General features: G+C 71.1%; 14 protein-coding genes. 7 read left to right on the plus strand and 7 right to left on the minus strand.

Annotation, left to right across the window (positions count from 1 at the left end):
- Positions 1-184: 184 nt before the first annotated feature.
- Together ACWD4G_RS25015 and hisN are read right to left on the minus strand one after the other, a co-directional pair.
- Positions 185-577, minus strand: coding sequence for a CBS domain-containing protein (locus ACWD4G_RS25015; RefSeq protein WP_451296967.1), 393 nt, complete (start codon positions 575-577; stop codon positions 185-187).
- A 283-nt stretch (positions 578-860) separates the two neighbouring features.
- On the minus strand, positions 861-1,661 hold the full coding sequence (hisN, locus tag ACWD4G_RS25020) for a histidinol-phosphatase (RefSeq protein ID WP_451296969.1): 801 nt from the start codon (positions 1,659-1,661) through the stop codon (positions 861-863).
- A gap of 729 nt (positions 1,662-2,390) precedes the next feature.
- Between hisN and ACWD4G_RS25025 the strand changes: the two genes are divergently transcribed.
- Positions 2,391-3,011: a TetR/AcrR family transcriptional regulator gene (locus ACWD4G_RS25025; protein WP_451296971.1), complete on the plus strand. Its 621-nt coding sequence runs from the start codon at positions 2,391-2,393 to the stop codon at positions 3,009-3,011.
- Between the two features lie 48 nt (positions 3,012-3,059).
- Here the strand turns inward: ACWD4G_RS25025 and ACWD4G_RS25030 are convergent, their stop codons facing one another.
- From ACWD4G_RS25030 to ACWD4G_RS25045, 4 genes are all read right to left on the minus strand, one after another.
- Entirely contained in the window at positions 3,060-3,383 is a 324-nt protein-coding gene (locus ACWD4G_RS25030; RefSeq protein ID WP_451296973.1) for a DMT family transporter, read from the minus strand.
- A gap of 133 nt (positions 3,384-3,516) precedes the next feature.
- The gene (gene rsgA, locus ACWD4G_RS25035; protein WP_451296975.1) at positions 3,517-4,530 is read right to left on the minus strand and encodes a ribosome small subunit-dependent GTPase A; all 1,014 of its coding nucleotides are present in this window, start codon (positions 4,528-4,530) and stop codon (positions 3,517-3,519) included.
- A gap of 15 nt (positions 4,531-4,545) precedes the next feature.
- Positions 4,546-5,928 (minus strand): 3-phosphoshikimate 1-carboxyvinyltransferase, encoded by a 1,383-nt coding sequence (aroA, locus tag ACWD4G_RS25040; RefSeq protein ID WP_451296977.1) that lies wholly within the window; start codon positions 5,926-5,928, stop codon positions 4,546-4,548.
- Positions 5,929-6,100: 172 nt separating this feature from the next.
- Entirely contained in the window at positions 6,101-6,823 is a 723-nt protein-coding gene (locus ACWD4G_RS25045) for a M50 family metallopeptidase (protein WP_451296979.1), read from the minus strand.
- A 51-nt stretch (positions 6,824-6,874) separates the two neighbouring features.
- Here ACWD4G_RS25045 and ACWD4G_RS25050 point away from each other — a divergent pair, with 51 nt between their 5' ends.
- From ACWD4G_RS25050 to rsrA, 4 genes are all read left to right on the plus strand, one after another.
- Positions 6,875-7,690, plus strand: coding sequence for an SOS response-associated peptidase (locus tag ACWD4G_RS25050; protein ID WP_451296981.1), 816 nt, complete (start codon positions 6,875-6,877; stop codon positions 7,688-7,690).
- Positions 7,691-7,745: 55 nt separating this feature from the next.
- Complete coding sequence (locus ACWD4G_RS25055) at positions 7,746-8,390, plus strand: alpha/beta hydrolase family protein (RefSeq protein ID WP_451296983.1); 645 nt, start codon at positions 7,746-7,748, stop codon at positions 8,388-8,390.
- 355 nt (positions 8,391-8,745) lie between these two features.
- Positions 8,746-9,417: an RNA polymerase sigma factor SigR gene (sigR, locus tag ACWD4G_RS25060; protein ID WP_451297061.1), complete on the plus strand. Its 672-nt coding sequence runs from the start codon at positions 8,746-8,748 to the stop codon at positions 9,415-9,417.
- Entirely contained in the window at positions 9,414-9,734 is a 321-nt protein-coding gene (gene rsrA, locus ACWD4G_RS25065; protein WP_451296985.1) for a mycothiol system anti-sigma-R factor, read from the plus strand. The genes sigR and rsrA overlap by 4 nt, the downstream gene beginning before the upstream one ends.
- 175 nt (positions 9,735-9,909) lie before the next feature.
- On the opposite strand, the gene ACWD4G_RS25070 is transcribed toward rsrA, so the two are convergent.
- Positions 9,910-10,275, minus strand: coding sequence for a hypothetical protein (locus tag ACWD4G_RS25070; protein ID WP_451296987.1), 366 nt, complete (start codon positions 10,273-10,275; stop codon positions 9,910-9,912).
- Between the two features lie 154 nt (positions 10,276-10,429).
- Between ACWD4G_RS25070 and ACWD4G_RS25075 the strand changes: the two genes are divergently transcribed.
- Both ACWD4G_RS25075 and ACWD4G_RS25080 read left to right on the plus strand, forming a co-directional pair.
- Positions 10,430-10,804 (plus strand): hypothetical protein, encoded by a 375-nt coding sequence (locus tag ACWD4G_RS25075; protein WP_451296989.1) that lies wholly within the window; start codon positions 10,430-10,432, stop codon positions 10,802-10,804.
- Positions 10,801-11,715, plus strand: a complete 915-nt coding sequence (locus ACWD4G_RS25080; RefSeq protein WP_451296991.1) for a hypothetical protein — start codon at positions 10,801-10,803, stop codon at positions 11,713-11,715. The genes ACWD4G_RS25075 and ACWD4G_RS25080 overlap by 4 nt, the downstream gene beginning before the upstream one ends.
- Positions 11,716-12,305: the final 590 nt, after the last annotated feature.

Consider the following 12,305-nt stretch of genomic DNA (forward strand, 5'->3'; position numbering starts at 1 on the left):
CAACTTCCCCCTCTGTGGGTGGAGGCATCGGCAAGTGCCTGGGAGTCGCAGTCCAGGCCCTGTGCGGCTGACCGGGGTTGGACCGCTTGTCGTGAGGACGGGTCGGGATGTCACGTCGATCGTGGGGTCCCGGCCCGTTCGTTCGTGTGTACGGTGCTGCCCACTCGTCCGGGGCGGCGCGGGGTCAGGCCGGTGTGGGCTGGCGGGACGGGGTCCAGCAGCGGATGATGTCGCGGACCGAGACGATGCCGATGGGGGCGCCCTGGTCCAGCACGATCAGATGGCGGAAACCGCCGTGGGACATCGCGCGGGCCGCCTCCTCCAGGGTCCAGGCGGGTGCGGCGAAGACGACATCGGTGGTGGTGTGGTTGTGGGCCCGCTCGACGTCCGGGCTCTGGCCGAGGCCCACGGAGTTCAGGACGTCGCGTTCGGTGAGGATGCCGAGTCCGCCGGCGTCCGGGTCGAGGACCACCGCCGCGCCCACTCTGCGGGCGGACATCAGGGCGGCGGCCTGGCGGAGGGTGTGGTCGGGGCCGATGGTGAGGACCACCGTGCTCATGGCGTCGCGGACAAGCATGGAGTCAGCCACCTCCTGGGGGATCAGATCCCTGGCGGTAGTTGGTCATGGTGGTGGTTGGTCGTGGTGGGGCCGGTTGGGCCGGTGGGGCCGGTTTGGGGGCGTGACGCCCCGGGGTGTCCTTGCCCGAGGCGTGGGTTGAGCCGCCCCAGGGCACCTGTGAGGTGCTGCACAAGTTCACAAGTGGGCGGACTCTCAATGTGGCAGGTAAAGGAGAGGTCAACAAGGGGGCGCGCGTGGTCAGTTCGGGGCGCCCCGGGATCACTCCCGGGTCACGGCCGACTCAGTAGCGCTGGTTCAGATAGCTCAGCAGCTCGTCGTGGAGGAGGCCGTTCGAGGCGGCTCCGTTGCCGCTGTGGGGGCCGGGGCGGCCGTCGAGGCCGGTGAAGATGCCGCCCGCCTCGGTGACGATGATCGCGTTGGCGGCCATGTCCCAGAGGGAGAGTTCCGGTTCGGCGCAGATGTCGACCGAGCCCTCGGCGACCATCATGTACGGCCAGAAGTCGCCGTACGCGCGCGTGCGCCACACGCTGCGGGTCAGGTCCAGGAAGCCGTTGAGGTGGCCGCGGTCCTCCCAGCCGCTGAGGGAGGAGTACGCGAAGGAGGCGTCCGACAGCTTCGCCACGCGGGAGACGTGGAGGCGGGAGGACGAGCTGAGGCTGCGGCCGGTGAAGGCGCCATGGCCCTTGGCGGCCCACCAGCGGCGGCCCAGCGCGGGGGCGGAGACCACGCCTACGACGGGCTGGTAGCCGCCCTCGGCCGCCTCCGTCAGGGAGATCAGGGTGGCCCAGACGGGGACGCCCCGGACGTAGTTCTTGGTGCCGTCGATCGGGTCGATGACCCAGCGGCGGGGGCCCGTGCCCTCCACGCCGTACTCCTCGCCGAGGATCGCGTCTCGGGGGCGGGAGCGTTGGAGGTGGCCGCGGATGAGTTCCTCGGCGGCCTTGTCGGCCTCGCTCACCGGGGTCATGTCGGGCTTCGTCTCCACCTTGAGGTCGAGGGCCTTGAAGCGGGACATGGTGGTCGCGTCGGCGGCGTCCGCGAGGACGTGGGCGAAGCGGAGGTCGTCGAGGTAGTCGGGCATGTGGCGAACGCTATCTGCCGAGGTCGGTGCGGGGCCATAGGGGGCGCGGGGTGGGTACGGGTGGCTGTGCTCGGGGGTGGGGGCGTGCTCGGTGGTGGTGTCGGGCGGGGCCTGGTTGTGGGGCGCCCGGGGTGGGGGTGGGCCGGGCCGGGGTTTCGCTTGCCGGCGCGCGCAGGGTGCCGCTGCGCCCACCCGTGCCGCCCCAGCGGCACGATTGCCCGCAGCTATGACGAGTTGCGACGGCTGCCGGGTGGGCGTTGGCCCGGCGGCGCGGTTGCCGGCAGCTTTGACGAGTTGCGACGGCTGTCGGGTGGGCGTTGGCCCGGCGGCGCGGTTGCCGGCAGCTTTGACGAGTTGCGACGGCTGCCAGGTGGACGCCGCCCGGCGGCACGGTTGCACGTAGCTATGACGGCTGCCGGGTGGGCGTCGTCCAGCGGCGTGGTTGCCCGCAGTTGCGGCGAGGGGGTGGGCTGCTGCTTCAGCGGCACGACTGCCCGCAGCCTCGGTGTCAGGGTGGGCTGCCTCGGCGGCGCGATTGCCCGCGGCTGGGTGAGCGGGACGGTTGCACGCTGCTGCGTGCGACGGCGGTGGCCGGGTGTGGTTGCGCGGTGTTCTCGGCCCGCGTGTGTTGGCTGATGTGCGCCCCTTGGGGATGTCGTGGGCCCTTGACAGGGGGATTGTGCGCGTCAAATGTGAGGGCCAGGGCCGCCCGGTCGGGTGAGGGAGGCGATGATGCCTGCAGCGCGGGAATCCTTGTTGGACGCCGCTTACACGGCGCTGGTGCGCCGGCCTTGGTCCGCTGTGCGGATGGTGGATGTGGCCGCGGTGGCCGGAGTGTCGAGGCAGACGCTGTACAACGAGTTCGGCAGCAAGGAGGGGCTCGCCCGGGCCCTGGTGCGCAGGGAGGCGGACGGCTATCTCGCGGGCGTCGACCGGGCGTTGGCCACCTCGGTGGACACCCGGGACCGGCTGGCCGCGACCGCCGAGTGGATCGTCGCGGCCTCCCGCAACAACGCACTGGTTCGCGCCATGCTCACCGGCTGCTGGAGCGAGCGCCTGCCCTCGCTCACCCTCTCCGCGGTGCCCTCCTCCACCACCGTGCCCGCGCAGCGCCGCGCCGACGGACCGCTGCCCGCGCCCTCCGACTTCGTGGCCCTCGTCCGCGACCGTGCCGTCACCCTGCTGTCGCCGCCGGGCACCCCCAAGTCGGACACGGTCGAGCTGGCCCGTTTCTGCGAACTCGCCGTCCGGCTCGCCCTGTCCTGTGTGGCGGCGCCTCCCGGCGAGGGCGGCGTCACCGATCTCGTACGCACCGCGCTGCCCAGACAGCTGAGCCGGCCCCTCGCCTAGCCGACGTTCCCCGTGTCCGCCAGGCGGTTCACAACTGGTGGCTTGTAACTAGTGGGCCGAGCCCGACAGTTGGAGGCCCACCACGCCCACGATGACCAGGGTGATCGAGACGATCTTGAGGGTGGAGACGACATCGCCCAGGAAGATCATTCCGTAGACCGCGGTACCGGCCGCGCCGATGCCCGTCCAGACCGCGTACGCGGGGCCCACGTCGAGTTTTCTCAGCGACAGGGTGAGCAGACCGAAGCTGCCGAGCGCGAAGACGCAGAACGCGACCGTGGGCCAGAGTCTGGTGAATCCGTGGGAGAGCTTCAGACAGACGGCGAAGCCGGTCTCCAGAAGCCCCGCCACGACAACCAGCAGCCACGCCATGTCTCGTCCTCCCGCGTCCCCGCGTTTCATGTACCCGCGTTCCATGCCACCGCGTTCTACATACCGGCGTTTCGTGACCGCTTCGTGCGATTATGCACTTACCGGGTGGAGAGGGGCGCAAACAACGCGGAGGTCAGTCGCCTTCCCGTCGTTCGCGTGTGGCGAGGAGCCGGCGCAGCGAGTAGAGGCGGGCGGGGTCCGCGTGGCCGTCGGTCACCCACTGGTCCAGCGCGCAGTCCGGCTCGTCATGGCTGCACGCGCGCGGACAGCCCTCGGTGCCCTCCTCCAGGTCGGGGAAGGCGTGAATCACCCGGGACGGGTCGATGTGCGCGAGACCGAACGACCGTACGCCCGGGGTGTCCACGACCCAGCCGCCGTCCGAGTCCGCGAGCGGCAGCGCCAGCGCCGAGGTCGTGGTGTGCCGGCCCCGGCCCGTCACCGCGTTGACGTGGCCCGTCGTACGGCGCCGGTCCTCGGGGACCAGGGCATTGACCAGGGTCGTCTTGCCGACGCCGGAGTGGCCGACGAACGCCGTGACCTTGCCGTCGAGGTGTTCGCGTACGCGGTCGGCGGCGCCGGCCGTCTCCAGTTCCTCGCGGCTGGTCACCACGTAGGGGATGTCCAGGTCGCCGTAGAGCTCCAGGAGTTTGTCGGGGGAGGCGAGGTCCGACTTGGTCAGGACCAGCAGGGGGGTGAGGCCGCCGTCGTAGGCCGCGACCAGACAGCGGTCGATCAGCCGGGGGCGGGGCTCGGGGTCGGCGAGGGCGGTGACGATGGCGAGCTGGTCGGCGTTGGCGACGACGACGCGCTCGTAGGGATCGTCGTCGTCGGCCGTGCGGCGCAGAACCGACGTACGGTCGGCGATGCGGACGATCCGGGCGAGGGTGTCCTTCTTGCCGGAGAGATCGCCGACGAGGGCGACGGTGTCGCCGACGACCGCGGCCTTGCGGCCCAGTTCGCGGGCCTTCATCGCGAGTACGATCCGGTCCTCGACCAGACAGGTCAGCCGGCCCCGGTCGACGGTGAGGACCATGCCCTCGGCCGCGTCTTCGTGCTTCGGGCGGATGTTCGTACGGGGACGGTTGCCCTTGCGGTTCGGGCGGGTCCGGATGTCGTCCTCGTCGGTGTGCTTGCCGTAACGGCGCATGATCCCGTCCGCCCGTCAGTTCTTCCCGGGCATCCCGGAGTTCTTCCCGAGCGTTCCGGAGTCCGTCCCGAGCGTTCCGGAGTCCGTCCCGAGCATCCCGGTCCACATGTCGGGGAAGTCCGGCAGGGTCTTTGCCGTCGTCGCCACGTTCTCGATGTGTACGCCGTCCACAGCCAGGCCGATGACCGCGCCGGCCGTGGCCATGCGGTGGTCGTCGTAGGTGTGGAAGACGCCGTCGTGCAGTGGGCGCGGGCGGATGTGGAGGCCGTCGGCGGTCTCGGTGACGTCGCCGCCGAGTTCGTTGATCTCCTTGGTGAGCGCGGCCAGGCGGTCCGTCTCGTGGAGGCGGAGATGGGCGACGCCGCGCAGGGTGGACGGGGAGTCGGCGAGGGCGGCGACCGCCGCGATGCCCGGGGTCAGCTCGCCGACCTCGCTCAGGTCCACGTCGATGCCGTGGACGGCACCCGAACCGGTGAACACCAGCCCGTACTCCGTGAGTTCGCAGATGCCGCCCATCTCGGTGAAGATCTCGCGGAGCTGGTCGCCCGGCTGGGTGGTGCGTGCGGGCCAGTCGGGGATGATCACCTTGCCGCCGGTCACCAGGGCCGCCGCCAGGAACGGCTGGGCGTTCGACAGATCCGGCTCGATCGTCAGGTCCCGGCCGAGCAGCGCGCCCGGCGTGACCCGCCAGACATTCGGCTCACCGCCCGACTCCGGGGAGTCCACCTGCGCGCCGACCGAGCGCAGCATGTCGACGGTCATCCGGATGTGGGGGAGCGAGGGGAGGGTGGCGCCGGTGTGGCGGACCTCGACGCCCTGGTTGAAACGGGGGGCGGAGAGCAGGAGCGCCGACACGAACTGTGAGGACGACGAGGCGTCGATCGCCACCAGGCCGCCGTCCAGTGCGCCGCTGCCGTGCACCGTGAGCGGGAGTGCGCCCCGGCCGTCGTCGTCGATGCGCGCGCCGAGCGTGCGCAGGGCGTCGATCACGCCGGTCAGGGGGCGCTCGTACGAGCGGGGGTCGCCGTCGAAGCGGATGGCGCCGTCGGCGAGGGCCGCGACCGGGGGGAGGAACCGCATGACCGTGCCGGCGTTGCCGACGTCCACCGTCGCCGGGCCGTGCAGGCCGGTGGGCAGGACGCGCCAGGCCTCGCCCGTGCCGTCCGGGCCGACCCCCTCCTCGATCTCCACGCCCATCGCGCGCAGGGCCGCCGCCATCAGCAGGGTGTCGCGTGAGCGGAGGGGGCGGCGCAGCCAGCCGGGTTCGGAGGCGAGGGCGGCGAGGACCAGGGCGCGGTTGGTGACGGACTTGGACCCCGGGACGTGGACCGTCGCGTCGACGGGGGCGGTTGCCTGCGGCGCGGGCCAAGGGGTGGTGTGGGCGTCTTTCGGGGCCATGCCCCAACCTTAGTGGGGGTTCGTAGAAGGGGGGTGCCTTGTGATCGCCGTGGGCGGCCCGCGGGGGATGGGGTCGGGCGCCTTATGGGGTGCCTCTTGAGTGCCGTTGGCGGGTGCGGGTGAGTGGGGGCTGGTCGCGCAGTTCCCCGCGCCCCTAGTAGGTGACCGGCGGTCACAGGTTCAGCAGCCACCTTCCTCCGCCCAGCAACGCGCACAGGCTCACCACGTGGAACATCAGGAGCCAGATCGTCGGCGGTACGTGGGTCAGGCGGGACAGCTGGTCGGCGTCCGAGTCGCCTGCTCCGCCCCTGCGGCGCTTCGCCTGGAGCTCGAAGGCCGGGCGTACGCCGCCCAGGAGGAGGAACCAGACGACCGTGTACGCGAAGGCCGCCTGCACCTGGGGGGTGGCCAGCCAGGAGACCGTGACGAAGGTGGCGCCCGTGAGGATGACCGTCAGGGCGCCGTAGGCGTTGCGGATCATGATCAGCATGGCTATCAGGAGGAGCGTGGCCAGCCAGAGGAGGAGGGTGATGCGGCCGGCGCCGAGGAGGGCCGCTCCGCCCAGGCCCAGGAGCGGGGGTGCCGTATAGCCGGCGGCGGCCGTGAGGATCATGCCCAACCCCGTGGGCTTGCCCCGGCTGACGGTGAGGCCACTGGTGTCGGAGTGGAGGCGGATACCGGTCAGGGTGCGGCCGGTCAGCAGCGCGATCAGGCCGTGGCCGCCCTCGTGCGCGATGGTGATGGCGTTGCGGGAGAGCCGCCAGACGCCGTGCGGGACGATGGCCGCGAGCGCTGCGGCGGCCGTGGCCATGACCACCCAGGTGTCGGGGTCGGGCTGGGCGCCGACCAACTCGTCCCAGAGGGAGGCCAGGGAGGTGGCTGCGGTGCTTTCCATTGTGGGTGGTGGCTCCTACCCGGTCGCTTCGGATCTGGCAGTGTGGCACTCATGTGCGGACGGTATGCGGCGAGTCGTAGGCCCGAGGATCTCGCAGGAGTCTTTGAGATCGAGAAGTGGGAGCCGGAGGAGACCCTGGAGCCCGATTACAACGTGGCTCCCACCAAGGAGGTCTACGCGGTTCTCGACCGCCCTCTCAAGGACGCCGACGACAAACGGCCGGTTCGCCAACTGCGCAAGCTGAAGTGGGGGCTCGTCCCTTCCTGGTCCAAGTCGCCCGAGGGCGCCGCCCGGATGATCAACGCCCGCGCCGAGACCGTGCACGAGAAGCCGTCGTACCGACGCGCCTTCACCACCCGGCGCTGCATCCTGCCCGCCGACGGCTATTACGAGTGGGTCACCGGCAAGGGGGAGCGCGATCTGGAGGTCGAGGGCAAGAAGAAGCGGCCCCGCAAGCAGCCGTACTTCGTGCTCCCCGCCGACGGGTCCGTGTTCGCCATGGCCGGGCTGTACGAGTTCTGGCGGGACCGGACGCTGCCGGACGACCATCCGCAGGCATGGTGGGTGACCTGCTCGGTGATCACGACGGAGGCGGAGACGACCCCGCTGGCGGTCGCCCCGGCGGACGGTCCGCACAGCCTGGCCGAGATCCATCCCCGGATGCCGCTGATGCTCACGCCCGACCGCTGGGACAGCTGGCTCGACCCGGCCCGCACCGACCCCGACGATCTGCGCGGGCTGCTCGAACCGCCGCCCGCCGGGCTGATGCGCGCCTACCCCGTCGCCACGGCCGTCAGCAACGTCCGCAACAACTCCCCGGAGCTGCTGAAGGAGCTGGAAGGGCCCGAGGAGGGCACACTCTTCTGACGTGACCTCCAGAAACGACGTGACCACCGGAAGCGCTGTGACTACCGGAAGCGCTGTGACCTCAGGAAACGCTGTCAGCGAAGAGATCGACACCGACGCCGGTACGGCCCGTGTCACGTGGTGTGCCGCTCGGCGGGCCACCCGGGTCCTCGCCGTCAGCCATGGCGCCGGGGGCGGGATCGAGGCGCGGGATCTTCAGGCCCTCGCCCGTGTGCTGCCCGAGCGCGGGGTGAGTGTCGCGCTTGTGGAGCAGCCGTGGCGGGTGGCCGGGAAGAAGGTGGCGCCCGCGCCGAAGACGCTGGACGTGGGATGGCGGGGGGTGTGGCCCGCGCTGGCGAAGCCCGGTCTGCCGGTGATCGCGGGCGGGCGGAGCGCCGGGGCCCGGGTGGCCTGCCGTACGGCGACGGAGCTGGGCGCGGCGGCCGTACTGGCGCTGAGCTTTCCGCTGCATCCACCGGGCAAGCCGGAGAAGTCGCGGGCCGGGGAACTGCTCGGGGCCGGGGTGCCCACGCTCGTCGTACAGGGCGGGAACGACCCGTTCGGCAGGCCCGAGGAGTTCCCGGAGGGTGCGTACGGGCTCGTGGAGGTGCCGTACGGGGACCATGGGCTCGCCGTGCCGAAGCGGGCGCCGATCGGGGAGGACGAGGCGCTGAAGGTGATCACCGACGGGGTCGTGGAGTGGATCGCGTCACTCGGGTAGCCGGTGCGAGGTGGTTCGAGGGGTGGGGCGTGTCACCTCGGTGGCTCTTCGTCGGCGCGCGGAACGTGGAGTGCGTCACTCGGTAAGGAGTCGGTGGGAAGGCGGGAATGTTGCGTGACGGTCCTCTGTTGTGCGGATCAGACGCCCGCGAGAGCGCGCTGAAACCGTTCGTGGAGAGGAAGTCCGCCGCATGGGTTCGACCATATGCCCGGCCCGCAGCACCCGCGCCGACCTGGACTGGACGGTGCTGAGCGCGGCCAAGGGCGCGCCTATTCGGGCGGCGGCGGGCGTGGATCGTCGTCTATCCTCCGATTCTGGTGGTACCGGTCTCGGTATCGCACAGACGCTGGAGGAGGTGGGTCCGGTCACTGGGACCGACGCAGGGACCGAACGGGGCCAGGCGGAGCAGCCCGAGGGCACGGAGACCGCCGTGGAGCGCAGCGCCCGATTCGAGCGGGACGCGCTGGAATTCCTCGATCAGATGTATTCGGCCGCGCTGCGCATGACACGCAATCCGGCCGACGCCGAGGACCTGGTGCAGGAGACGTATGCCAAGGCGTACGCGTCCTTCCACCAGTTCCGTGAGGGCACCAACCTGAAGGCCTGGCTGTACCGCATCCTCACGAACACGTTCATCAACTCGTACCGCAAGAAGCAGCGCGAACCCCAGCGCAGCGCGGCCGAGGAGATCGAGGACTGGCAGCTGGCCCGCGCCGAGTCGCATATGTCGACGGGGCTGCGCTCCGCCGAGTCGCAGGCGCTCGACCATCTGCCCGACTCGGATGTGAAGGAAGCGCTGCAGGCGATTCCCGAGGAGTTCCGCATCGCCGTCTACCTCGCCGATGTAGAGGGCTTTGCGTACAAGGAGATCGCCGACATCATGGGGACACCCATCGGTACGGTGATGTCCCGGCTGCACCGGGGCCGTCGTCAACTGCGCGGCATGTTGGAGGACTACGCCCGTGACCGTGGGCTGGTCCCGGCCGGCGCCGGGGAGTCGAACGAAGCGAAAGGCTCGGGCTCATGAGCTGCGGAGAGCCGCACGAGACGGATTGCAGCGAAATCCTCGATCATCTCTATGAGTTCCTCGACCGGGAGATGCCCGACGCCGACTGCACCAAGTTCGAGCACCACTTCGAGGAGTGCTCGCCCTGTCTGGAGAAGTACGGGCTCGAACAGGCCGTCAAGAAGCTGGTCAAGCGGTGCTGCGGGCAGGACGACGTGCCCAGCGATCTGCGGGCCAAGGTGATGGGGCGGATCGATCTGATCCGATCGGGACAGACCGTTCCCGAGCATGATGTGACGGCGGCGGGTCCGCCGACACCGTCACCGCAGGAATCCTGAGGCCCGTACGGCGGGAGGAATCCCGTGTTCCGTATGACGCCACGATCTCTGAGCCCGTTCCGGGGCGGCTGTTCGGCCGTCGGGGAACGGGCTCAGGTCGTTGTGGCCTGGTGGCCTGGTGGCCTGGTGGCCTGGTGGCTTGGTGGCCTGGTGGCCTGGTGCCGCGCGGGGTCGTTCAGACCTCCAGGCCGTTCTCGATGCGCTTCAGGCTGTGCCGGGCGAGCGCCAGGTTGCTGCGGCCGCGGTCGAGGGCCAGATAGAGGAAGAGCGAGCCCTTGCTGCTGGTCAGTGGGCGGAGCAGGTGGTACTGCCGGCCCAGCGTGATCAGGATGTCCTCGATCGTGTCGTTCATGTCGAGCGAGGCCAGGGTGCGCATCTTGGAGCGCACCACCTCGGTGTTCCCGGCCGCGGCGAGTTCGAGGTCGAGTTGCGGTCCGCCGCCGAGCGTGCCGAGTGACATGCCGCTCTCGTAGTCGACCAGCGCGACGCCGATCGCGCCGTCGATCGCCATGGCTTCCTTGAGCGCGGTCTCGATGTTCATCTTGGAGCCCCAATTCCTCAGTGCTGCTGACCGGTCACTGTCCGGCCAACTACGATCGAACGCGAGTGACTCAGCGGTCACAAACATCAACTTTTTTGTGTGTTGCGGAAGTTGATGCTCAAGCTACTGCGCGGCGCGTGTAAGTGGAGGGCGAATGGGGGAACGGGCTACGGCGCTCCAGGCGTCCCTGGACCGGCTACTCGACTCTCCCGGCGTCACCGGCGTCGCACTGATCGACGCGGTCACCGGACTCACCTACGCGGTGGCGGGCGAAGTCGCCGAGACGGGCACCGGGACCGAGGCATCCGAACTCGCCGCGCTCATCACCGAGCGGCTCGGCGGGGCGGGAGCCGTGGGGGAGTTGGAAAGCGTGGTCATGACCAGCAGGAGACGCCACCAGGTGCTGCTCTCCGTGGACCGGCCGGCCGGCGACCCGCTGCTGCTGTCCGCCGGTCTCGACCGGGACCGGGCCAATGTGGCGCTCGCCCTGCGCAGCCTCGGCGACCGGGCCCGAGAGGTGCTGGCGTGAAGACACCCTCGGCGCGCAATGTGCCGGCCCTGCTCCAGGCGCTCCACCAGGAGGGATACACCGGCACGGTACGGGTCTCCGGACAACCGGGTGGCACGATTCATCTGCGTCACGGCTTGATCGGCGCCATCGAGACCCCGGGGGCGCCCACCGCGACGTCCACCCTGCTCTCCTCCGGCCGGATCGACGACGAGACCTGGCTGGCGGCCTGCGCGGCCGAGCCCGACGCCGACCGGCTCGACCTCCATCTGGTGGCCGCCGGGCTCATCGGCGCCGCCGAACTGGAGGTCGTCTGCACGGCGGCCGTCTACGACGGCGCCTTCGCGATGTCGCTCAGCCCGCCCGGCGGCTGGGAGTTGACCGAGCGTGAGCCCACGCTCCTCGCCAGGCCCGGTGTCGCACCCCGGCCGCTGGCCGAGGAGACCACCCGGCGCATGACGCTGCTGACCCGGCTGTCGGGCGCCGCGGGCACCCTCGCCCGGGTGCGGCCCGTACGGGTCCCCGGCCGGGAGAACCCCGAGTCCGACCCCCGGTTGCCCCCACGTCACCGGGAGCTGGCCGCACACGCCAACGGGCGCCGCACCCCTAGGGACCTGGCCTTCGCACGGGGACGCGGACTCTACGCCGTGATGCTGGACCTGATACGGCTGCGGTCGCTCGGGGTCGTCCAGTGGGAGAACCGGACCACACCCGACGGCCGGCCCAGCACCGCGCCCCGGCTCCCCGAGGGGCGCCCCACGGTCGAGGAGCCGTCGCCCAGGGCGGGGCCCCTGCCCAGGCGCAGGCCCGGGGTACCGCCCGCCGGGGACTTCGGAGCGCAGTTCCCGGGCGGGGATCTCGGCACCCGGTTCCCCGTCGGGGACGTCGGAACACCGTTCCCCGCCGGGGACCTCGGAGCGAAGGGCGAGTAGTGAGCCCAGACGAAGAGCCGACCCGGAACGGCCGCCGCAGGGCCGCCGGTCGCCTCCGGCGGCGCGAGGCGGCGGCACGTCTTCGGCGCAGACAGGCCGAGGCGGCCCGACTGCGGCGGGGCGAGGCCGTCGGCGGCGAAGCCGGTGCCGGGGGCGTGGCCGGGGAGCGGTCGCGGTCCGCCGGAACCGACTCGCGGTCCACCGGAACCGACGCCACGCACGCCGAACGGTCGCCGTCCACCGGAACCGACTCGCGGTCCACCGGAACCGACTCCACGACCGCTGAACGGCCACCTCCCGGCCGAGCCGAATCCACGTGCCCGGAACAGCAGACCTCGCCGAAACAGCCCACCTCCCCGGAGCAGCCACCTACCGCGGAACAACCGAACGCCCCGGAACAACCGAGCCCCCCGGACCCACCCTCCAGGGAACGACCACCCTCCCCGGAACCGCCCTCGCCGGAACAACCCCCCTCCCCGGAGCGGCCCCTCCTACCCGTGCGGGGCCGCGGCCCGGCCTCGGGCGGTGCCTCGGACCATCCGGCCGAGCCGTCCCCCTTCCCACCGATGACCTTGCTGTCGCGCGAGGAA

The sequence above is a fragment of the Streptomyces sp. NPDC002643 genome, from assembly GCF_053592555.1.